The 23,535-nt window shown below is 41.1% G+C and carries 21 protein-coding genes; 5 read left to right on the forward strand and 16 right to left on the reverse strand.

Translation table 11 applies throughout. The annotated features are described in order from the left end of the window. Positions 1 to 18: 18 nt before the first annotated feature. Both C1A09_RS12345 and C1A09_RS12350 read right to left on the reverse strand, forming a co-directional pair. Positions 19 to 633: a response regulator transcription factor gene (locus C1A09_RS12345; protein WP_101544648.1), complete on the reverse strand. Its 615-nt coding sequence runs from the start codon at positions 631 to 633 to the stop codon at positions 19 to 21. Beyond that, entirely contained in the window at positions 623 to 1,330 is a 708-nt protein-coding gene (locus tag C1A09_RS12350) for a hemerythrin domain-containing protein (RefSeq protein ID WP_101544650.1), read from the reverse strand. The genes C1A09_RS12345 and C1A09_RS12350 overlap by 11 nt, the downstream gene beginning before the upstream one ends. 209 nt (positions 1,331 to 1,539) lie before the next feature. On the opposite strand from C1A09_RS12350, the gene C1A09_RS12355 reads away from it, so the two are divergent. The 5 genes from C1A09_RS12355 to C1A09_RS12375 all read left to right on the forward strand — a co-directional run bounded on the left by C1A09_RS12355 (position 1,540) and on the right by C1A09_RS12375 (position 8,941). Beyond that, positions 1,540 to 1,929, forward strand: coding sequence for a BlaI/MecI/CopY family transcriptional regulator (locus tag C1A09_RS12355; protein ID WP_101544652.1), 390 nt, complete (start codon positions 1,540 to 1,542; stop codon positions 1,927 to 1,929). Positions 1,930 to 1,960: 31 nt separating this feature from the next. Then, positions 1,961 to 3,778, forward strand: coding sequence for a M56 family metallopeptidase (locus C1A09_RS12360; protein ID WP_101544653.1), 1,818 nt, complete (start codon positions 1,961 to 1,963; stop codon positions 3,776 to 3,778). Positions 3,779 to 3,957: 179 nt separating this feature from the next. Further along, on the forward strand, positions 3,958 to 5,166 hold the full coding sequence (locus tag C1A09_RS12365) for an alpha/beta hydrolase family protein (protein WP_101544655.1): 1,209 nt from the start codon (positions 3,958 to 3,960) through the stop codon (positions 5,164 to 5,166). A 106-nt stretch (positions 5,167 to 5,272) separates the two neighbouring features. After that, positions 5,273 to 6,505: a carcinine hydrolase/isopenicillin-N N-acyltransferase family protein gene (locus C1A09_RS12370; protein WP_101544656.1), complete on the forward strand. Its 1,233-nt coding sequence runs from the start codon at positions 5,273 to 5,275 to the stop codon at positions 6,503 to 6,505. 24 nt (positions 6,506 to 6,529) lie between these two features. Further along, positions 6,530 to 8,941 (forward strand): glycoside hydrolase family 3 N-terminal domain-containing protein, encoded by a 2,412-nt coding sequence (locus tag C1A09_RS12375; RefSeq protein WP_101544658.1) that lies wholly within the window; start codon positions 6,530 to 6,532, stop codon positions 8,939 to 8,941. A gap of 55 nt (positions 8,942 to 8,996) precedes the next feature. Here the strand turns inward: C1A09_RS12375 and miaA are convergent, their stop codons facing one another. The 14 genes from miaA to C1A09_RS12445 all read right to left on the reverse strand — a co-directional run bounded on the left by miaA (position 8,997) and on the right by C1A09_RS12445 (position 23,517). Continuing rightward, on the reverse strand, positions 8,997 to 9,893 hold the full coding sequence (miaA, locus tag C1A09_RS12380) for a tRNA (adenosine(37)-N6)-dimethylallyltransferase MiaA (RefSeq protein ID WP_101544660.1): 897 nt from the start codon (positions 9,891 to 9,893) through the stop codon (positions 8,997 to 8,999). Between the two features lie 141 nt (positions 9,894 to 10,034). Then, positions 10,035 to 10,595 (reverse strand): IS1096 element passenger TnpR family protein, encoded by a 561-nt coding sequence (locus tag C1A09_RS12385; protein WP_101544661.1) that lies wholly within the window; start codon positions 10,593 to 10,595, stop codon positions 10,035 to 10,037. Positions 10,596 to 10,609: 14 nt separating this feature from the next. Beyond that, positions 10,610 to 11,386, reverse strand: a complete 777-nt coding sequence (gene lpxA, locus C1A09_RS12390) for an acyl-ACP--UDP-N-acetylglucosamine O-acyltransferase (protein ID WP_101544663.1) — start codon at positions 11,384 to 11,386, stop codon at positions 10,610 to 10,612. Positions 11,387 to 11,393: 7 nt separating this feature from the next. Continuing rightward, on the reverse strand, positions 11,394 to 12,779 hold the full coding sequence (locus tag C1A09_RS12395; protein WP_101544665.1) for a bifunctional UDP-3-O-[3-hydroxymyristoyl] N-acetylglucosamine deacetylase/3-hydroxyacyl-ACP dehydratase: 1,386 nt from the start codon (positions 12,777 to 12,779) through the stop codon (positions 11,394 to 11,396). Between the two features lie 3 nt (positions 12,780 to 12,782). Then, complete coding sequence (lpxD, locus tag C1A09_RS12400; RefSeq protein ID WP_101544667.1) at positions 12,783 to 13,823, reverse strand: UDP-3-O-(3-hydroxymyristoyl)glucosamine N-acyltransferase; 1,041 nt, start codon at positions 13,821 to 13,823, stop codon at positions 12,783 to 12,785. Between the two features lie 78 nt (positions 13,824 to 13,901). Beyond that, positions 13,902 to 15,134 (reverse strand): HD domain-containing protein, encoded by a 1,233-nt coding sequence (locus tag C1A09_RS12405; protein WP_101544669.1) that lies wholly within the window; start codon positions 15,132 to 15,134, stop codon positions 13,902 to 13,904. Between the two features lie 11 nt (positions 15,135 to 15,145). Next, the gene (pyrF, locus tag C1A09_RS12410; protein ID WP_101544671.1) at positions 15,146 to 15,967 is read right to left on the reverse strand and encodes an orotidine-5'-phosphate decarboxylase; all 822 of its coding nucleotides are present in this window, start codon (positions 15,965 to 15,967) and stop codon (positions 15,146 to 15,148) included. Between the two features lie 19 nt (positions 15,968 to 15,986). Next, the gene (locus tag C1A09_RS12415) at positions 15,987 to 17,750 is read right to left on the reverse strand and encodes a DUF4153 domain-containing protein (RefSeq protein ID WP_101544673.1); all 1,764 of its coding nucleotides are present in this window, start codon (positions 17,748 to 17,750) and stop codon (positions 15,987 to 15,989) included. Positions 17,751 to 17,773: 23 nt separating this feature from the next. Continuing rightward, a complete protein-coding gene (gene prfA / locus C1A09_RS12420; protein WP_101544675.1) occupies positions 17,774 to 18,886 on the reverse strand; it encodes a peptide chain release factor 1 in 1,113 nt (370 codons plus the stop codon). Positions 18,887 to 18,898: 12 nt separating this feature from the next. Continuing rightward, on the reverse strand, positions 18,899 to 20,068 hold the full coding sequence (locus tag C1A09_RS12425; RefSeq protein WP_101544677.1) for an AIR synthase-related protein: 1,170 nt from the start codon (positions 20,066 to 20,068) through the stop codon (positions 18,899 to 18,901). Between the two features lie 120 nt (positions 20,069 to 20,188). Beyond that, the gene (locus C1A09_RS12430; RefSeq protein WP_101544679.1) at positions 20,189 to 20,770 is read right to left on the reverse strand and encodes a LemA family protein; all 582 of its coding nucleotides are present in this window, start codon (positions 20,768 to 20,770) and stop codon (positions 20,189 to 20,191) included. Between the two features lie 52 nt (positions 20,771 to 20,822). Beyond that, a complete protein-coding gene (locus C1A09_RS12435; RefSeq protein WP_101544681.1) occupies positions 20,823 to 21,722 on the reverse strand; it encodes a TPM domain-containing protein in 900 nt (299 codons plus the stop codon). 40 nt (positions 21,723 to 21,762) lie between these two features. After that, positions 21,763 to 22,758: an alpha/beta hydrolase gene (locus C1A09_RS12440; RefSeq protein WP_101544683.1), complete on the reverse strand. Its 996-nt coding sequence runs from the start codon at positions 22,756 to 22,758 to the stop codon at positions 21,763 to 21,765. Between the two features lie 12 nt (positions 22,759 to 22,770). Further along, positions 22,771 to 23,517, reverse strand: coding sequence for a shikimate dehydrogenase family protein (locus tag C1A09_RS12445; protein WP_101544685.1), 747 nt, complete (start codon positions 23,515 to 23,517; stop codon positions 22,771 to 22,773). Positions 23,518 to 23,535: the final 18 nt, after the last annotated feature.

Consider the following 23,535-nt stretch of genomic DNA (forward strand, 5'->3'; position numbering starts at 1 on the left):
GAAACGAAAAAGAAGTAATTATAGGGTATCCTTGATATCTTGAAGTTCTACCAGCTTGTTTACAATTGCGTAAATGGTAAGTCCTGCCGGAGAGTGTATTTGTAGTTTACGGGCGATATTACGGCGGTGGGTGATGACGGTATGAATGGAAAGAAACAGCTTGTCTGCAATGGCTTTGTTCGTCATTCCTTTCACAACACAAGTAATGATTTCCTTTTCGCGTTGGCTCAGTGTCTCTTGTTCATTATCCTTTTCTTCCTCCTCTTCCGTATGCAACAAGTGGTTGATTTTAGAAGTGATGATATCGATATCATCGCAGATAGCGATACTTTCGTCATACTCTTTCAATGCATTGTTTTCGATGACAGAACAAACCAGGGCGATATACTTGATGCCCGATTTTCCGTTTTCCGTTTTAAAGGTCTGCAAGTCAAACCATCCTCCGAAAGTAGGATTTACAATAACGATATCGGGAGTATGCAGATGGATATAGTTCTGCAAGGTTTCGGGTGAGGAAACCTCAATGGGGTGTATATTCAGGTTGGGGATGCGTTTTAATACTGCTGTAAGGCCACTTCGCACAATAACCGAAGTTTCTGCAACGACTATTTTCAATGAAGTATTATTGTTCATTTTTCAGTCTCCTTTCTATTTGCGCCACAGCGGGAACAAACATATAATCTTCTACCTGGCAGTGTGAAGCAAGGTCTTGCTCACAGTTGAAGATGTCGAATAAAACGGTATTAAGGAGGTTGTTGTTTTCTTTTTCGGGATAATATTTGATGATGATATTTTTCAGTTCTTTTAGCTTGGTGTCAATTTGATTGTGCTTGCTGGCAAAGGTTGCAATGTCATATTCGTCAGAAAGTTTTCCTTCCAGCAGTTGCTCCACGTAGGTGAATACCGCTTCGTTTTCATATTCCATGTGGCGGCGGACTTCTTTGGCGTATTCATCAAAGAATTTCAAGATAAGGAATGCCACATCATTGTTGTTGCCCGAACAGTCGATGGCTTCAATAAGCTTGCGGCGTATGGCGGGCAGATTGAAATCCAGAAAATAAGTATGTGCCCGCTTCAGGTAGTCCATGAGGGCAGGAATAGAGAACGAATTTTCATCGCTACTATAGGTGTACTGTTCTTCACTGATGAAGTTGGCCACAGCGAGAAAGGTACGATAGTCTACCTGTTGAGCTTCACAGACGTCTTTTACATTCTTATCCCCAAATCCCAATGACAGACCGAAACGGCTCATCACCATTAACAAGGAATAGTTGTCGCAGATGAGGTCGCTCATCTTGTCTGTGGCACTGTATTTATGTTGTTCATTCATTATCGGTTATTATTTGGGTTCTTTATATTCGTGCGCAAAGTAACGGCTTTTCTTTGAAAAGCGCAATCGCAATAAGTAGGTATTTTGCTGATGATAGGACTGTGGAAAATACTGATTGATGATTAAACTAAAACTTTTAGTTCTATTTAACTATGATAATTAGTTTATGAACTAAATTATTTAGTTATTTGCGAAAACAAAAGAAGAATATGAAAGGATTGACTGCAAAAGAGGAAGAGATTATGGGCTTTTTCTGGGAAAAAGGTCCGTTGTTTGTAAAGGAGATGCTGGTGTTCTATGGGGAACCGAAGCCGCATTTCAATACGCTCTCTACAATTGTGCGTGGATTGGAGGATAAAGGTTTTCTGAGTCATCATACATTTGGTAATACATATCAGTATTATGCGGTTGTAAGCGAGGAGGACTTTCGTAAGGGAACACTGAAGAATGTTATCAGTAAATATTTCAATGACTCTTATCTGAGTGCGGTATCTTCATTGGTTAAGGAAGAAGATATTTCTTTGGATGATTTGAAGCGGTTGATAGAGGAGGTTGAGAAAAGCTCGACTGTAAATCAGCGTAATTTTAATCGTAAATAGTAAATTGTCCAATCCTCCAATCGTAAATACCATGGGTACACTCTTTGTATATATACTTAAATCTTCTGTCTGCCTGGCGGTGTTCTATTTGTTTTACCGCCTGTTGCTCAGCCGTGAGACGTTTCATCGGTTCAACCGGTTTGCTTTGCTGGGTATTCTGTTGTTGTCTTGTGTGCTACCCTTGGTGGAGATAAGTGTGGAGCGGCAGACGGAAATACATCATACTATGATGACGCTGGAACAGTGGCTGTTGCTGGCAAATGCTGCGGAAATGGGTACTGTACCGGAACCGGTTCAAGAGATTACCTGGGTACAGGTGGCACTGGCGTTATATCTGCTGGGTATCCTTTTCTTTGCTTTCCGCAATATATATTCGCTGTGTCGGTTATTACTGTTGCTGAGATCGGGTAAAAAAGAGGTTGCCGGTAAGTATATAAATTCCAAAGATAAGGTTATTTTGATTGTCCATGGACGGGATATCGCTCCGTTCAGCTGGATGAAGTATATCGTCATTTCCCGGAAAGATTTAAACGAGAATGGACGTGAAATACTTATACACGAGTTGGCACATATCCACCACCGGCATTCATGGGATTTGCTGGTGGCCGATGTCTGTATTTTCTTCCAATGGTTCAATCCGGCTTCTTGGCTGTTGAAGCAGGAGTTGCAGAACATTCACGAATATGAAGCTGACGAGACGGTAATCAAGGAGGGTGTAGACGCGAAACAATATCAATTATTATTAATAAAAAAAGCTGTTGGCACAAGGCTCTACTCTATGGCCAACAGCTTTAATCACAGTAAACTTAAAAAACGTATCACTATGATGTTAAAAGAAAAGTCAAGTCCGTGGGCACGTTTGAAGTACCTTTATGTACTTCCGTTGGCAGCTGTTGCCGTAACGGCTTTTGCACGTCCCGAAGTCTCCGAAAAAGCAGAGGAGATCTCAAGGACATCGGTTGTGCCCGAGAGAGAACAAGTAAATTCACTCTTTTCTCGTGTACAGGATGTTTCAACCGCCAAAGTTAATGATTTAGCGGAAATTGCTGAAACAAAAGTTGTGAAAAGTAAGGAGGTAACTTCTGTTGTAAGGGTACAACAGGCTGATACTCTGAACCCCCAAAAAGCAAAGAAACAGGATGTGAAAGTAACAATATCGTCTATAACGGCATTGGATAAACCATTGTTGGTGGTTAACGGAAAGGAAATAGATTCTTCTATTTTAGGTGCATTAGATCCTGATAAGATAGATCATATAACCGTATTGAAAGATAAAAAAGCTCTGGAATTATATGGCGAAAAAGGTAAGGATGGCGTTATATTGATTACTCTTAAAAAAGAAAAAAACGACAATAAGGATGTGAGAGTGATAGGTACAGGTGTTACTCCGAAAAAGAATATTTCCGGTTTGCGTGGTATCGTGCTACATTCTTCCGGAGGTGATTTGGTAAACACGGAAGTTTATGTAAATGGCACAAAAGTTGATATGGAAAATAAAGATTTGAACAGTGTGGTGCCTGCCGATAAAATAGAAAGTATCAGCGTGAATAAAAATGGAGATAATAAGGGTGCTATTTATATTGTGACTAAGAAAACAAAAACTTTTGAGGGTACTCTGGTAAAAGGGGAATTCAAGGTAGAAGGGAAAGTTGTAGATACAAAGGGAGAACCCATTATCGGAGCCTCCATCCTTATAGAAGGTACTAACCGGGGAACTGTTACGGATGTTGATGGTAATTTTGTTCTGTCGGCGTCTAAGAATGACGTGCTGGGTGCTTATTATGTAGGTATGCAAACAACGAAGGTAGGAGCAGCTCCAAAAGTAACCATAACGATGAAAAACGAGTGATCGATAACTCGTATTAAAAATATAAAGGGAGTTTCGGATGGTCATATCCGGAACTCCCTTCATATTGAGGTATGCTTGGATGTTTTTTTGATACATATCTAATAGAAATCGAGAATATATTAATAACTCTTTTACGAATTCTTGTCTTCCTTTGTAGAAGGAGCAAAGTAATATTAGATATGAAAACACATTATATTTTTAAAATTGTTGGTTTAAGTTTTTTTTTAAGTTTGACCGGAATATTGTCCGGCTTTGGGCAGGTCAATGTTGAAAACACATTATGGGATGATGAAGACTTTCTCCTGACTCCTGAGTATGAGGTTGTCAAAAGCGATTCTATTGAATCTATTATTTTTAAATCCTTATCTTACAAAGGGCATCGTAAATCGGTTTTTGCTTACTATGCAACACCGGGTATGTTGGATGGAAATATATCTGGAGATAAAAAACTTCCCGGAATAATTCTGGTACATGGAGGTGGAGGTATGGCCTTCAGGGACTGGGTGGTACAGTGGGCAAAACGTGGATATGCTGCTCTTGCTTTGGATACGCGGGGCAATGGTGCCGACAAAAAGCATATTGCGGGAGGGTTTGAGGAAAAAGGAGGAGAAACTCCTTATTTCGATGTTACATTACCATTGAAAGAGCAGTGGCTTTATCAAGCGGTGGGGGATGTGATAAAAGCGCATACTTTATTGTTAAGTTTCCCTGAGGTGGACAAAAAACGTACTGCCATTACGGGGATTAGTTGGGGAGGAGTATTGACCTGTATCGTATCTTCGCTGGATGCTCGTTTTAAAGTAGCTGTTCCTGTTTATGGATGTGGTTTCTTGGGCGAAAGCGGGCGTATGAAACAACAATTGGATGCGCTTGCGGAAAAGGATAGAGACACATGGCTGGCTCAATATGATCCTTCTGTATATTTATCCCGGATGAAACGGCCTATCTTATTTCTGAACGGAACTAATGATGTACATTTCTATTTATCTTCGATGACCCGCAGTGCCGCATTGGCAAAGAAATCTCGTTTGTTGATAAAACGCGGGTTGAGACATAGCCATAAATATGGATGGAGTAATGAAGAAATTAGTGCCTTTGTCAACCAGTACTTGGGTAAGGAGGGAGCTCTTCCCTGTATCAGGAAAGAAAGTATAGGAAATGGGGTAGTAAAAGGGCAGGTGAGTTCTCCTGTATCTATAGAGAAAGTTACATTATATTATACAACAAGCGAAGGCGCAGTTGCCGATACATATCATTGGAGATCTGTCTCCGGTGATTTATATGGCAGAAATTGGGAAGTAACCGTACCGGATGGGGCTAAAATCTGGTTTGTCAATTTGACGGATACCAGAGGATATCAAATATCCGGTAAAGTATACAGACGGTGATTGTCTGTTTTTTCATTTTATCTCCCTCTTTTCAAATAAACTCTGTTTTTTAGGGACATCTTATTGGAAAACCTTATTTTTGCGTCAACATCTCAATCTTTGTATTATGATAAAACAGATCTTGTTGTTGACTATTACGATTGCATGCTGGATTGAACCTGTATCGGCCTGTACTTCTGCTGTGATTTCCGGTAAGATAACTCCTGACGGTCGTCCTCTCTTGTGGAAGAATCGGGATACGGATTTTCTTCAAAATTGTGTGAAGTATTTTTCAGGGGAGCGTTATCCGTTTATTGCCATAGTCAATAGTGTGGAAGATGACCCGACAGATGTATGGATCGGTACAAACTCGGCAGGTTTTTCTGTAATGAATACGCAGTCTTATAATCTGGTCGACATAAAGCCCGGTGAAGAACGGGGAGAGGCGAACGGACGAGTGATGCGCCGTGCATTGGAGATTTGTGCTACTGTGGAAGATTTCCGCCATTTTTTGGATACTATTACGAAACCCAGTATGATTGAAGCTAACTTTGGCGTGATTGATGCTGAAGGTGGTGCGGCAATGTTCGAGGTAGATTATTATAAATATGTGATGTTTGATGCCAATGAACCGAAGGATGCTCCTTGTGGTTACATTGCACGTACAAACTTTTCTTTTTCGGGTAAAGTGAATGAGGGAGCTGGCTATGTACGCTTTATGCAGGAAGACAAGGTGTTACTACCGGCTTCGGCTACCAGACAGATCACTCCGCAATGGATATTCAATGAGCTGTCTCGTTCTTTTGCCAATCCGTTATTGGGTATTGACCTGAAAACTGGGGAATTCAATCGTCCCAAAACGACGGGCTGGTTTGTTGACCAGGATTTCATTGCCCGTGGCAGTACGGCAAGTTCTGTTGTCGTACAAGGAGTAAAGCCTGGTGAAAAACCTGAATTCACTACGATGTGGACAATATTGGGATATCCTCCTACCGGGGTGGCAATGCCTGTATGGTTGAAAGGAGCTGATAAGAATCTGCCGAAACTGCTTGTTCGCGATGAGACTGAGAAAGTTTCTCTTTTGGGTAATTGGTCGGTAATATTGGCAGGTGATGTGTTTTCTTATGGACAAGGTATGGGGAGTAACCGTTATATGAATTGGGAGAAATTGTATAATACGGAGAAAAACGGTTATATGCAGTTGCTTGCCCCTATAGAAGAAAACGTTTTTCAACGTACTCAATCTTTGTTGAAAACATGGCGTGAGAGTGGAAGTATTGATATAAAAAGTATGCAGTCGTTCTATAATGTAATGGATGATTTTATCAGTACGAAATACGCGGAACTATTTGAACTTTAATTTATTCATATTAATTATTTCTACATGAAACACAAATTTATGATTGGGGTTTCCATCCTTTGCCTGGGATTGGCTGGAAATCTACATGCGCAAAACAAGAAAATGTATCAAAAAGGGTGGATAGACTTCAACAAAAATGGAGTGAAGGATATCTATGAGGACCCGAATCAACCGGTGGAGAAACGTGTTGCCGACTTGCTCTCGCAAATGACGGTGGAAGAGAAAACTTGCCAGTTGGCTACTCTTTATGGTTATGGGCGAGTATTGAAAGACTCTCTGCCGACTGCCAACTGGAAAAATGAGATTTGGAAAGATGGTATAGCCAATATTGATGAAATGCTGAATGGGGTAGGTAAGAAGGCTTCACGGGTGCCCGATTTACTGTATCCTTTCAGTAATCATGCCGAAGCCATTAATATTGTGCAACGTTGGTTCGTGGAAGAAACTCGTTTGGGAATTCCTGTGGATTTCAGTAACGAAGGTATTCATGGCTTGAACCATACAAAGGCAACTCCATTGCCGGCTCCTATCGCAATTGGAAGTACCTGGAACAAGGAACTTGTTTATCAGGCGGGAAGTATTGCCGGAGAAGAGGCTAAGGCATTGGGATATACCAATGTGTATGCTCCTATTCTTGATGTGGTACGTGATCCGCGTTGGGGACGTACTTTGGAGTGCTATGGAGAAGATCCTTATCTGATCGCTGCATTAGGAACACAAATGGTAAATGGTATCCAGTCTCATGGCGTGGCTTCTACCTTAAAACATTATGCTGTTTACAGTGTGCCTAAAGGAGGGCGCGATGGCAATTGTCGTACTGACCCTCATGTGGCTCCACGAGAACTGCATCAGTTATTTTTGTATCCTTTCAAGAAAGTTATTCAGAATGCGCATCCAATGGGAGTGATGAGTAGTTATAATGACTGGGATGGTGTACCCGTATCTGCCAGTTATTATTTTCTGACAGAATTGCTTCGTGAGGAGTATGGCTTTGATGGTTATGTGGTTAGCGACAGTGAGGCTGTAGAGTTTGTAAAGACTAAACATCATGTGGCGGATACATATGATGAGGCTGTACGTCAAGTATTGGAAGCTGGTTTGAATGTGCGTACGCATTTTACCAAACCTTCTGATTTTATTATGCCGGTTCGCCGACTTCTGGAGGAGAAGAAAATCTCGATGGCTACCATTGACAAGCGGGTGGCAGAGGTGCTGAGTGTAAAATTCCGTTTGGGATTGTTTGACCATCCATACGTAGTGGATACAAAAGCTTCCGACAAGGTGGGAGGTGTAGACCGGAATATGGATTTTGTGAAGAAGATGCAACAGCAGGCTTTGGTTCTTTTGAAGAATGAAAATAACTTTCTTCCGCTGGATAAACAGCAGGTAAAGAAAGTGTTGGTAACCGGTCCTTTGGCGGATGAGGATAACTTTATGACCAGCCGTTATGGCCCTAATAGGTTGGAAACTGTGACTGTACTGGCAGGTTTACGTAATTATCTTAAAGGTACTGCTGAAGTGAATTATGTCAAAGGATGCGATATCGTAGATGCCGGATGGCCCTCAACGGAAATATTGCCTGTTCCCATGAACGAACAGGAGAAACAAGGAATTGCCGAAGCTGTGGCAAAGGCGAAGGAGAGTGATGTGATTATTGCCGTACTTGGTGAGGATGAATATCGTACGGGTGAAAGTCGTTCTCGTACTTCACTTGATTTGCCGGGACGTCAACAACAATTGTTGGAGGCTTTGCACGCTACCGGAAAACCGGTAGTTCTGGTATTGGTGAATGGACAGCCGCTTACCATTAACTGGGCGGATGCTTATATTCCTGCAATCCTGGAGACGTGGTTCCCTGGTTGTCAGGGTGGAACGGTGATTGCTGAGACATTGTTTGGCGAACATAATCCGGGTGGCAAACTGACGGTTACTTTCCCGAAGAGCGTGGGACAGATTGAACTGAATTTTCCCTTTAAACCGGGTTCACATGGCAAACAACCCAAGTCGGGACCTAATGGCTCCGGTTCGACCCGTGTTATCGGTGAGCTTTATCCATTCGGTTTTGGTTTGAGTTATACTTCTTTTGCTTATTCTAATCTGAAAGTTTCTCCGTTGCAACAACGTACACAGGGAGAATATACCGTAAAGGTGGATATAACGAATACCGGAAAACGGGCAGGTGATGAAATTGTACAGTTGTATATACGTGATAAGGTAAGTAGCGTAATTGCTTACGACTCAGAGTTAAGAGGCTTTGAGCGTATATCCCTTCAACCGGGTGAAACGAAACAGGTGACGTTTACTTTGAAGCCTGAGGATTTACAATTGTTGGATCGTAATATGAACTGGACGGTAGAACCGGGTGACTTTGAAATACTGGTTGGTGCTTCCAGCCAGGATATCCGACTGAAAGAAACGATTACAGCATTGCCTTGATGTCTTGTGCAAAAGTACGATAGGTTTGAGAAAGGAAAATCTATTACAGTAGTCCTTATAACTGCGAACGGAGGTACATCAGTATCTCCGTTTCTTGTTCCGGATGAAACCAATGAATGTCTTGATCCCGTTTAAACCATGTCATTTGTTTGCGGGAATAGATACGGGAGTTCTGCTGTATCTTTTCAATGGCAAAGGGCAATGTCCACTCACCGTCGAGGTACTTGAATATTTCCTTATAACCTACGGTATTCAGTGAATTTAGTGTTCGATATGGATAGACGCGACGTGCTTCTTCTACCAAACCGTCTGTTATCATTTGTTCTACCCGACGGTTGATGCGCTGGTAAAGTTCTTCTCGGTCGCGTGTAAGTCCGATTTTGATGATACGGAAAGAACGTTCTTTTTTTTGTTGGGTACGAAAGGAGGTATAAGTTTTTCCCGTCATATAACAGATTTCCAACGCATGAACGACACGTTTGGGATTCTTTAGATCTACAATTTTATAATATTCAGGATCGAGTAGCTTTAGTTCGGAACATAGTCTTTCCAGTCCTTCCGTTTCATATTTGTATAACATCAGTTGGCGAGTCTCGGTGTCCACGGTCGGTATGTCGTCAATACCTTTACAGATAGCATCTACATACATCATTGAACCACCTGTCAGTAATACAGTATCATGTTCCGTGAATAGAGTTCCCAAGAGTTGTAGTGCTTCAGCTTCATATTGGGCGGCACTATAGTAATCTGTCAACTTAAGGGTGCCGACGAAATAATGCTGCACTCGTTGTAACTGTTCGTGAGTAGGAGCGGCTGTACCTATCTTCAAGTCTGCATAGAGTTGTCTGGAATCGGCAGAGACTATGCAGGTATGGAATTGTTCTGCCAATCGAAGGCTTAGTTCTGTTTTGCCTACTCCGGTAGGACCGATAAGTACTATCAACGTTTTCATACGTAAAAATGATTTAGGCACGGATTATACGGATACACACGGCTTTATTTTGATATCCGTGAAATCCGTGTAATCCGTGCCTAAATATAGATTTATAACTTTAACGATTTTTTTTATTGGAATTCTTAACTTTCAACAGAATTAGAATTTATCTTCTTCGTAAGGAATCTCTCCGGTACCATCATCCAAACCACCGAAACCTTCTTTATCGAAGTCTTCCATGTCGAAATCCTGATCGCCATAAAAATTCTCATCCAGATCAAGTGAACCGTTGTTAGCGGTCATTTCTTCAAAGTCAATCGTTTGCTTAGGAGCTTCACCTTCTTTCTTTGTACATTTGGCACCGGTCATTTCTTTACCGGTGATAATCTCGGAAAGTTCGATAAAGAAACAACGTTCTGTCATATAATCGAAGACATAAAGCAACTTCTGCTTTTCATCTTCTACCAGCTCGCTGATTGGGGTTTCTTTCATTACCCAACTATCCATTTCAGGATTATCGTCCATTTCTTCAAGGGTGATTTCCTTCTCTTTTTCCCAGTCATCATCGCAGATGAAGAAAGACGTCATCTGATCATTGGTGTAACCCACTGATTTTAGGATAGCTTCGTGAAAATTGTAGAATGTAGCTTCCGGGTCTATTTGTATTTCTCTTACGAAGTCATCTACTTCGTCGGAGATGATTGTAAATCTATATATCATAATATTAATTTTTTTTATTTTCCTGCGGGGATAATACCACGAGTTGATTTGCGTATGAAATCTACAATATAACTTATTTCGGGAGTTATTTCCATTTCGTCTTCAATCTTTTTCAGAGCATCTGTATTGTTCAGACCGCTTTGATAGATAATACGGTACGCATTATGGATGCTTTCGATAGTCTCATTGGAGAAACCACGACGACGTAATCCTACAATGTTGATACCGGCATAACAAATCGGTTCCCGTCCTGCTATGATGTATGGAGGGATATCTTTGCTAAAACGGCAGCCACCTTGTATCATACCATATCCTGCCACATGGCAAAACTGGTGCATCAATACGTTGGCACTGATAATAGCATTGTCGTCTATAACTATTTCACCTGCCATTTTGGTGGAATTACCTATGATACAATAGTTACCTATAATTGCATCATGCGCTACGTGAACACTTTCCATCAATAGGTTATTGTTGCCAACAATCGTTCTTCCTTTGGCAGCCGTTCCCCGATTGATGGTCACATTCTCACGGATAATGTTGTTGTCACCTATTTCAGCAGTACTTTCTTCTCCTCTGAACTTCAGGTCTTGTGGAATGGCACCTATCACCGCTCCAGGGAAGATCGTATTTCCATTACCGATACGTGTACCGTATAGAATGTTGGCATTAGCCATGATCTTATTGTTATCACCGATTACCACATTCTTGTCAATGAAAACAAAAGGAGCAATCTCTACGTTTTCCCCGATTTGGGCTTCGGGATGAATATACGCTAAGGGACTTATCATAATTAATTTACTTGTTTTTTACTATTTGTGCCATAAATTCTGCTTCGCAAACTACTTTTTCGCCTACAAATACATAACCTTTCATGGTAGAAATACCTCGACGGATGGGAGCCAGTAATTCAACGCGGAAAATCAATGTATCTCCCGGTACTACTTTCTGACGGAATTTTACACCGTCAATCTTCATAAAATAGGTAGAATAACGTTCTGGTTCGTCCACAGAGTTCAACACGAGCAAACCACCAGTCTGTGCCATGGCCTCTACCTGCAATACACCCGGCATTACCGGTTCTTGCGGGAAATGTCCCTGAAAGAAAGGTTCGTTTCCTGTTACATTTTTAATACCTACTATATAATTGGCGCCGATTTCAATCACTTTATCTACCAATTGGAATGGGTAGCGGTGAGGCAACAATTCACGAATACGGTTTACATCCATAACCGGTTCACGATTGCAGTCATAAGTAGGAGCCTGTATTTCATGCAAACGGATTTCCTTACGCATCTGGCGGGCAAACTTATTGTTGATGGTATGTCCTGGACGAGTTGCAATTATACGTCCTTTGATGGGTTTACCTATCAGGGCCAAATCACCGATGACATCCAATAATTTGTGACGTGCACATTCATTAGGCCATACTAACGGTTTATGGTTGATGTAGCCCAACTGCTTGGCATTCATGTGAGGAACACCCATAACATCGGCAAGTTTATCGTATGCATCTTGTTCCATTTCGCGTTCGTAGATTACGATGGCATTATCTAAGTCACCCCCTTTGATGAGACCGGCTTGCAACAACGGTTCTATTTCGCGTACGAATACAAAGGTACGGCTGGCCGCTACTTCATCTTTGAATTTTGCCATATCTTCCAGAGTGGCAAATTGGTTGGGGATGATGGTAGAATCATACGATACCAATACATTCAAACTAAAATTCTCGTCCGGTAATACGATGATGGAAGAACCGGTTGCATCGTCGCGGAATTCAATTTTGGATTTGATAATATAGAAATCTTTAACGGCATTTTGTTCTACTGTACCTACGCGTTCTATTTCACTGACATAATATTGGGCACTTCCATCTAAAATAGGGAATTCCGGTCCGTTTACCTGGATTAGGCAGTTATCTATACCCAATGCATAAAGGGCTGCCATACCGTGCTCAATGGTACTTACTTTTACTCCGTTTTTGGAGAGTACGGTGCCACGAGTCGTTTCTGTCACATTATCAGCTACCGCATCGATGATCGGTTGTCCTTCCACATCGATACGTTGAATTTTATATCCGTGATTATCTGGAGCAGGATTAAAAGTAACGATCAGGTCAAGTCCCGTATGAAGACCTTTCCCACTGAGTGAAAAGCTATCTTTCAGAGTCTTTTGTTTCAACATTGGTTACTTATTTAATTGTTGTTTCAATTCATTTAATTCTTTACGGAGTGCATTCAGTTCAAAATACATATCGGGTAACTTGCGGAATACGGATTGTGACTTGAAGTAAGGTTTCATCTCCATAGGTGGTGTGCCAATAAGTTGACTACCTTCCTTGATACTACTGGGAACACCCGATTGTGCACCAAGGTTCACTTTATTTCCAATATGGATATGGCCTGCTACGCCAACTTGGCCACCAAGCATACACCATTCTCCCACTTTGGTAGAACCTGCAATACCTACTTGAGCTGCCATTACAGTGTGTGAACCTATTTCGTCATTATGAGCCACTTGTACTAAATTGTCAAGTTTTACACCGCTATGTACAATGGTTGCTCCCATTGTGGCACGATCTACACAAGTATTCGCACCGATTTCTACATTATCTTCCAGTATTGTGATACCGATTTGGGGGATTTTTTCATAACCTTCGGGAGTAGGAGCAAAACCGAAACCGTCTGCTCCGATAACGCAACCGGCATGCAAAATACAACGATTACCTACACGACAGTCGTGATAGATGGTAGCATTGGCATAAATAATGCAATCATTACCTACTTTGGCACCACTTCCAATAGTGGCGTGAGGATGTATCACCGTATTATCTCCGACTTCTGCATATTCGCCGACACAAGCAAACGGAGCAATGTAAACATCCTTTCCTATCTTAGCTGTTTCAGCAACGAAAGCACGTGAATCGATACCCACACGCTTGGGTTTACTTTGTTCATAAAGATTGAGCAATTTGGCAAGGCTTTCATAGGCATTATCTACCTTTATAAGAGTTGCTTTCACCTCTTGTCCGGGAACAAAATCCTTGTTTACTAACACGATACTCGACCGCGTTTCGTATATATACGGGGTATATTTGGGATTGGAGAGGAAAGAGATTGCTCCAGGTATTCCTTCTTCGATCTTAGCGAAGGTGTGCACGGTTGCATTCTCATCCCCAACGATTTCTCCTTGGATAAATGTTGCAATTTGTTTAGCAGAGAACTCCATGTCTTATTATTGTTAGATGGTTTCAAAACACAAATAACGGACTTTTTTTTTATATTTCCTTGTCCTACGATGAATATTTTATACTTGCTTATGCAAACGTTGGTAACATAAGTAGTACTTTTTTACCTTTTTCGATAGTAAAGAGATATTGAGCATATCCGATGCTTCTGCAATATTCTTGATGGAACCATCATTATAGAGAATATCAATACTGTCATCTGCGGGGTCATACATATTCTTTTCGATGCTGGGGGTAGAGATGAAATATCTCGCTTCGGAGAGAGGAATGTTCAGTTGTTCACTGATTTGTAAAGTCAGCTCTTTTTTCCGTTCTTCGCTGATAGGTTCAGCAGAAATTTCCACTTTGAAGATATTACGGTTAATCATACCTAAGCTTAGGGTAGATAATACTTTATCGGTATGTGAACTCCATACTTTCAATGCTGTCCAGATATCGTTATCGTCCAGTTGGATGAAATATTCCAAACAATCGGGGGTGTTATAGAATGTATTCCGGTTGATATCGTTGTAAAGGAAAAATCTCAGGGCAGGAGGTGCAAACAGTTCTACACCTTGACTTGCCAGCTCCTTAGCGCGTAACAGGGTACTGATAAGCATTTTTTCGTATGCTACCGAAGTCTTATGAAGATATACTTGCCAGTACATCAGGCGGCGGGCTGTGAGGAAATTCTCAATGGAATAGATACCTTTAGACTCCACTACAAGATGATCATCTTTTACATCAAGCATCTTGATGATACGTGCCGAACCAATATTACCCTCTGTGACACCAGTGTAGAAACTGTCACGGCGCAGATAGTCGAGCCGGTCCATATCCAACTGACCGCTTACCAATTGGTGGAGGAAACGTTTGGGATATTCATCTTTGAAGATTTGGATGGCAAGAGTTAGTTGCCCGTTCATTTCCTTGTTGATCCGTTCCATCAACATTAGGGAAATATCTTCATGGGATACACCGCGGACGATCGTATCTTCCAATACATGAGAGAAAGGACCATGCCCAATATCATGCATCAGGATAGCTGCCTGGACGGCTTCCGCTTCACTGTCGAAGATAAAGTTTCCTTTACTGGCAAGGTTTTGAATAGCTTCACTCATCAGATAGAAAGCTCCTAGAGAATGTTGAAACCGCGTGTGCTGCGCACCCGGATATACAACAGATGACAAACCCACCTGCTTGATACGGTTTAAACGTTGTAGAAGGGGATGCCGTACGATATCATACAACAACCCCTTTGGAATATTGATGAACCCGAAAACTGGGTCATTTATGATTTTTCTTTCGAACACGTTGTTATTGGTTAACAGTTGATTAGCAACTTTTCCATTTGTGCTTGTACTTCTTGTGCGGCTTTGCGGCTGGCAGCGGCAAAGTTCTCTGTCTTATCCACATAGATGATACCACGGCTAGAGTTTACAATCAGTCCGCAGGTTTTATTCATACCATATTTGCAAACTTCTTCCAAAGAACCACCTTGTGCACCGATACCTGGAACCAGCAGGAAGTGTTCGGGAGCAATCTTGCGGATATCTTCGAATGCACGACCTTGTGTAGCACCTACTACATACATCATTTGTTCGTCATTTGCCCATTCTTGTGATTTGCGCAGAACTTTTTCAAAAAGACGTTCGCCGGTTTTATCTTCTGTCAATTGGAAATCGTGAGAACCTTTATTACTGGTGAGTGCAAGCAAAATGACCCACTTTCCTTCGTAAGTGAGGAATGGGGTAACACTGTCTTCGCCCATATAAGGTGCTACGGTTACTGAATCGATATCCAGTTCTTCGAAAAATGTACGGGCATACATAGCGGATGTATTTCCTATATCCCCACGCTTGGCATCGGCAATAATAAATTGATCGGGATAGTTCTGTTTGATGTAATTTACCGTCTTTTCAAAAGCAATCCAACCTTTTACCCCCATGCTTTCATAGAAAGCGAGATTTGGTTTGTAGGCAATACAGAGGTCGGCGGTTGCATCGATTATCGCCTTATTGAAAACGAAGATGGGATCCTCTTCCTTCAATAAGTGTTCGGGGATTTTTTTGATGTCTGTATCCAAACCTACGCAAAGAAATGATCTTTTGCGTTTGATATTTTCAAAAAGTTCTTGTTTATTCATCTCGGATATTTTTTTATGTTTATTTCTTGAATAAGTAGCCGTTGATACTCAACCTGATATCTTTATCTTCCTGTTCGTCGTATGCTATAGAGAAACTGGTGAGTATAAACAGTTTTTTGTTGGAATTACATTTGAATTGGGTTGGTCGCATTTCACCGTATCTATATTCATCAAGTTCTTTAAGTGTTTTGAGGTCGATATAAACCGTATCATTCTCGTTACCTGTTTGCAGACCGAGAGAGACAGGTAATACTCCTGTTTTCACATATTTAAGTGGAATTTTGATATTCCTGTCTGACTTGTTTACATCTTTTGGTATAGCTATAAAGCGATTATATCCATTGGGAATTTCAATACTTGTCAGTGGAAGTGCTTGTCCGTTGTATGATACATAGGTACCTGCATTATTTTCTTTATTGGTTACGCCTTCATAGTGATACTTGGTGGTATAGAATGAAACATCTTTTTCCACAAGATTAGCGATTGTTTTTCGTCCGAACAAATCGTCGATGTATAGGAACTTATCATTCACTTCCATGGCAGTTTTCTCGGAGAGTGATGCCAGCCAGTTATTGTAGTCTTCACGTGAAAGAGGAAGTTGTGCGTTGCAAGTCTGTTTTAACTTTTCTTCCAATTCAGTACGGATAGCATTCTTGGTTATACTTGCATAATTAATGGGAAATGCTGATGTCAACAGGAAGAGGATAGCAAACGATATAGGTATCCAGTTGATGCGACGTGCTTTCGTTAAGATAAGCCCGATACAAACAATGTAGAACCAGATATTGAGAGTGATAAGATATAAACGGTTTATGGTAATGCCATAATCATTGAAGCGGCGTATGATCCCTACCGTCATCAACATCAGCAGTGGCAATACAAGTGTTGGAAGCCAACGTGCAATGTGTTCGTCAGTCCGTTTCGCATCTCCTATACGGGTAGGATATAAACCGAACTCGATGGCAATACATCCTGCCATCAGTGTTACTACCAACCATGATACCCAGCCGATGGGTAACTCCCAATTGGAAAGGATACGTGCGGTGTAAATATAGAGAACCAGTAAATATCCTCCGATGAGTGGCAGGAACAAAAAACGTATAATGCCATTCAGAAAATCTAACGATTGCGGTTGCCGATTATGTTTGCTTTCACCTTGGGGCAACATACCGAGGAAAAGTAATGTAGGAAGCAGAACACTACATATGATAAAGATATAAGCATAGCATTTCCCACTTACATCTACATCAAAAAGCATATGGAGGGAGAGTACCAACAGACTTATTCCGCCGCTCATGATGTAACCTACAATATTGGCTGTGATGAATGAGGTTATTGTGTTCAAGGCGAAGTTCCAACTTGGAATGTCGTTTTTCTCCTTAAAAAAAGAGAGAAAGAATATAGAAAACCATAGCGTGAGGATAGCGGCAACGTGTGCTATACCTAGTTCTACATAGGTTTGTTCAGAAGAATAATGGTAAAGAAACAGAGCATCGGCAATGAGTAGTGTATTGGCTACTATTTGTATGGTTACTTTCTTGATTATACCTTGCATCTCTTCATGCCACAGATGCAGAGTGAGTGAAAGCAATGTGCCGATAGAGAGGTAATATCCCCAGATAAATAGCCTTTTTCTGTCTCCATCCATATCGGTAGCAACCAGATAGATGAGAAAGGCAGACAGCGCAAACACAAAGCAAACAGTTATCGGAAAGCGTTTCATGCAATTTTGAAATGCTTCTGCTAAAGTATGGAATACTCTTTGTAATAAGTGCCCTTTCATATGTAGTATTTTAAGGCTTTGTTTTATAATTCGCTCTCTTTTAATCTTTCCGCATTCTCCGCCACTATTAAATGGTCAATACAATCTTGAATATCCCCATCCATAAAAGCTGCAAGGTTATAGATCGTATAATTGATACGGTGGTCGGTAATGCGGCCTTGTGGATAATTATAGGTACGGATTTTTGCCGAACGGTCACCAGTAGAAACCATCGTCTTACGTTTGGAAGCGATGTCGTCGATGTATTTCTGATGCTCCTTGTCGTAGATGAACGTACGTAGGCGGGAGAGCGCACGCTCCTTGTTTTTGGGCTGATCGCGCGTTTCGGTACATTCGATGAGAATTTCCTCGACAACGCCAGTATTGGGGTTTTTCCAGTTATAACGCAAACGTACACCGGATTCTACCTTATTTACGTTTTGACCGCCGGCACCACCACTTCGGAAGGTGTCCCACTTGATTTCACCTTCATTGATGATGACATCAAATTCTTCTGCTTCGGGCAATACAGCTACAGAGGCGGCGGAGGTATGTACACGTCCTTGAGTTTCGGTGGCAGGTACACGTTGTACACGATGTACCCCTGACTCATATTTCAACGTACCATATACGTTATCACCGGTTACTGAACAGATTATTTCCTTGAAACCGCCAGCTGCACCTTCATTGGCACTGGAAATTTCCATTTTCCAACCTTTTGTTTCACAATATTTGGTATACATGCGGAAGAGGTCACCTGCAAATATGGCAGCTTCATCTCCCCCCGTACCTCCACGAATTTCAAGAATTGCATTACGGCTGTCTTGCGGATCGGCAGGAACAAGTAGTAGCTTTATCTGTTCTTCCAGTTCTGGTTGGCGTGCTTGGCAAGTATCAAGTTCTTCACGTGCCATTTCGCGCATTTCAGGGTCTGTTTCATTAACGATGATTTCCTTGGCTTCCTCAATGCCGCCCAATACTAGCATGTACTCCTTACGAGCATTCATCAGGTCGCCAAGTTCCTTATATTCTTTAGTAAGTTTCACATAGCGCTTTTGGTCGGCAATCACTGCCGGGTCGGTAATCAAGGTCGATACTTCTTCAAATCGAGCTACAAGTCCATCTAATTTTTCAAGTAAGGTACTGTTATCTGCCACTTTATCGCACTTTTAATATCTGAATTCTCCGAATTCACTCTTTATAATCAATTCTTTTTTATTACTTTCTTCAATGTGTCCCACTATTTGAGCATCAATGTTGAAGTCCTTACTGATAGCGATTACTTCTTCCGCATGTTCGGGTGAGAGGTAAACTTCGAGACGATGTCCCATATTAAATACCTTGTACATTTCACTCCAATCCGTATCACTTTGCTCCTTGATGGTCTTGAATAAAGGTGGAACAGGGAAAAGATTATCCTTCACTACACGGCAATTATCACCTATAAAGTGTAATACTTTAGTTTGCGCACCACCCGAGCAATGTACCATGCCATGAATTTCGGGACGAAGTGCATCAAGTAATTTTTTTACTACCGGTGCATATGTACGAGTAGGGGAGAGTACTAGCTTACCTGCGTCTAACGGACTATCTTCTACATTATCCGTTAAATTCAATTTACCGCTGTAAATCAGTTCATCGGGTACTGCTTTATCATAACTTTCAGGATATTTTTCAGCTAGATATTTGGCAAACACATCGTGACGAGCACTAGTCAAGCCGTTACTACCCATTCCACCGTTATATTCTTTCTCGTAAGTTGCCTGTCCGTATGAAGCCAGACCTACAATCGTATCTCCCGGACGGATATTTGCATTATTGATAACGTCAGAACGTCTCATGCGGCAAGTTACTGTAGAGTCTACGATAATGGTACGTACCAAATCGCCTACGTCTGCTGTTTCACCCCCCGTTGCATAAACACCTACTCCCATTTCACGGAGTTCGGCAAGCAATTCGTCCGTGCCGTTGATAATGGCAGAGATAACTTCACCGGGAACAAGTAGTTTGTTACGTCCTATAGTAGAAGAAACCAAGATATTATCCACTGCACCTACGCAAAGTAGGTCATCTATATTCATAATTAGTGCGTCCTGAGCAATACCTTTCCATACTGAAATATCACCTGTCTCTTTCCAGTAAATGTATGCCAGACTGGATTTTGTACCTGCTCCGTCGGCGTGCATAATATTACAATACTCAGGGTCTCCCCCCAAAATATCAGGGATGATTTTACAGAAAGCCTGTGGAAAAATACCTTTATCAATGTTTTTGATGGCGTTGTGCACATCTTCCTTTGATGCGCTGACACCCCGCATCATGTATCGTTGATTACTCATGAGATATGTATGTTTATTATCAATTGATTGTGCAAAGATACATCTAATCTTCTACAACACAAAGCGAGACACAAAGTTTCTCGTCTTTGTACCTCGCTTGTAAAAGGAATATTTGAGACGTTAAAACTGCACTTGCGGAGCCTGATCGGTACCTTCGGCTGCTTCAAAGTAAACACGCTTTTCAAAGCCGAAAAGACCAGCAAGAATGTTCTTTGGGAAACGGCGGATGGCTGTATTGAAGTTCTTCGCTGCATTGTTGAAGTTGGTGCGGGCTACGTTGATACGGTTTTCCGTACCTTCCAGTTGTGCTTGTAATTCCAGAAAGTTCTGATTAGCTTTCAAATCCGGATAATTCTCACTGATGGCAAGCAACTTTCCAAGAGCAGAAGTTACTACACCTTGGGCTTTTTGATATTCAGCTAACTTTTCAGGAGTCAAGTTGTCGGCATCAATCGTGATTTGAGTGGCTTTACTACGTGCTTTCACAACGCCTTCAAGAGTCTCTTTTTCATGTGAGGCATATCCTTTGACCGTATTTACGAGATTAGGTATCAGGTCGGCACGGCGTTGATATTGAGTTTCAACATTAGACCATTGTCCACTGACATTTTCGTCCATAGTGACAAGACTATTGTAACTACTTACACCCCATATTGCGAGAAGGGCTATAACTACAAGGATGATAATGGTTGATTTCTTCATTTTCTTTTTTGTTAAGTGATTATATAATTTTATTACTTTAATAAATGGAAATTTAGAAGCGCGAACCAGCGCCTCCACCTCCACCTATACCTCCTCCGAAACTACCACCACTAAAACCTCCGCCTCCACCGCCGAAACCTCCGCCGAAGATAACGGGACCTCCACCACCACCGCCACGATAATTTTCGTCATACGATTGTTGGCGACGCACTATCTGGTGTCCGCAATTACGACAGGTATAAATAACGTCTTCCGTTTTCACTCCGTTGTTACGTGAAATGAGGGTACTACCACTACGTTGTAATTTATGTTGTCCACAGTTTGGACATTTATTAATTGCACGTGCTTTAAAAAAAGCGGCTATTATGGAGATGATTATGATACCTATTAAGATTAGGGTTAACACTATTGAGTTGTTTTCCTCGTCTCCGGTTGTATCGTTTTCCATACTTCCCTCTAACCGGGCACAAACAGCACGTATACCTATCACCATACCCGCATCCCAATTTCCATCTTTCAAATAAGGAATCATATATTGTGTTTGGATACGTTTGCAGATGGCATCGGGCAGATCACCTTCCAAACCATATCCGGTATAAAACTGGATACAACGTTGATCAGTTACGAGTAAAATGACCAATCCATTGTTCGTTTCTTTTTTCCCAACACCCCATTCATTGAGCAACCGGTGTGAAAAGTCGAAACAATCTTCATTACCGATTGATGGAACTACAGCAACTACTGTTTCAATTCCTGTCTGTTGTTCCAATATGTATAACATACGGTCTATACTATCACATGCTGTTGTTGAGAGAATACCGGCAGGATTACAAACATAACGTGTTTTATCTTGAAGGTGTACTTTAGGGATATTTCGAGTAGTATAGATATGTTGTGCCTGCAAAGAAATAAGTAGACACAAAAAGAATACTATGGAGGTAATTCGTTTCATATTGTTAATAATTGTCGTGGCGAAGATAGAAAAAATCGCATCAATAGATGTATTTTTCTACGAATTTCTTCACTCGTTCGGTGTATTCCTGAGGATGGTCTTTATAAGACATAGCATGAGTTGAACCGGGAACAATCCATAGTTCTTTAGGTTCTGATTTTATTTCATATAGTGGATAAACCATCCAAGTAGGCACATACGTATCTGCATCGCCATGAATAAAAAGCATGGGAAGTTTACATTTCTTTATTTGTTCTAGTGAGGATGCCTCCTGAAAATTCCACCCATATTTGACGTCGCATAACAAACTAGTAGTATACATCAGAGGGAAAGCCGGTAATCCGAACATATCTTTTAGTTGATAGGCAAATTCATCCCATACACTGGTGTAACCGCAGTCTTCTATAAAACATTTCACGAAATCACGTTGAGACTCACCAGATACCATCATAGTAGTTGCAGCTCCCATGGAAATTCCATGTATCACCATTTGTGTACTTTGAGGTACGTTAGTACGTATACTATCTATTTCTACTTCATATCGTTTTTTAAAGATATCATTGGCTATATTCATCCAGCTTAATACGTCTAGTCGGTCTTTCCATCCCATCTGAATTGCTGGACCTTCACTTAATCCCTGATCTTGCAGGTCGGGGAGTAATATGTTGTATTTTAGTTTCTTGTTATAAAGATAACCTATCATCAACATGCGGATGGCATCATCCGTATAGCCATGCACAATAACAGCTGTCTTGTCGGTAGGTTTAGGCGCAGCGGCAAAAATAGCGTGTAACTGTCGACCTTCAGGATTGATGATAAATGTATCCCGCAAAGCACCGACTGTCTGTAAACTGTCTAACCACGGCTTGATTTGAGGGTACTCGCTAAGCATATATTTGTAGGAACCGGAAATATCTTTTCCTTTATTATGTTCGGGGGTCAAAGAGAAACCGAGCATATAGAAACTTCCACCGACAATTACAATAATAATAAGTACCAATAGTCCGACAAGACTGTATTTAATTTTTTTTCCCATAAGAAGATATTGTTATTTATTCCAAATCTTCCATGCAGCAAAGGCTTGTAATAACAGCATCTCGAGTCCATTCTTAGTGATGGCACCTTGTGCTGCACCTTTCTTCATGAAAAGTGTTTCATTTGGATTATATAACAAATCGTAGAGTAAATGGTTGGAAGTAAGTGACTCATAAGGGATATTAGGGCAAAAATCGACTTTGGGGAACATACCAACAGGAGTACAGTTTACTATAACTGTATGTGTTGTTATGATCTCTGGAGTTAATTCTTCATAAGTTAGGAACTTGTCGTCTTTCTTAGTACGTGAAACAAATGTACTCTCGATTCCAAGATTTGTTAAACCGCGATATACAGCTTTCGATGCTCCACCTGTACCGAGTATTAATGCTTTTTTGTGATACGGTTGCAACAAAGGTTCAATAGATTGAGTGAAACCGATAATATCCGAATTATATCCTACGAGTTTAACTCTTCCTTTGGGGAGACGAATAATCTTAATAACATTGACCGCACCTATTTTAGCGGTATCTTTGTCTAACTCATCAAGGAAAGGGATGACTTGTTCCTTATAAGGAATAGTTACGTTGAGTCCACAGAGGTTGGGATTTTCCTCTATTACTTCCATAAAATCGTTGATACTGGGAATTTCGAAATTTACATATTCAGCATCAATATTTTCTGCTTTAAATTTCTCATTGAAATATCCGATGGAAAACGAATGTTTCAACGGGTAACCGATTAAACCATATTTTTGCATATTCAATGTGTGTTAAAA

The organism is Bacteroides cutis, from assembly GCF_900241005.1.
In the GTDB taxonomy this organism is placed as follows: Bacteria; Bacteroidota; Bacteroidia; order Bacteroidales; family Bacteroidaceae; genus Bacteroides; species Bacteroides cutis.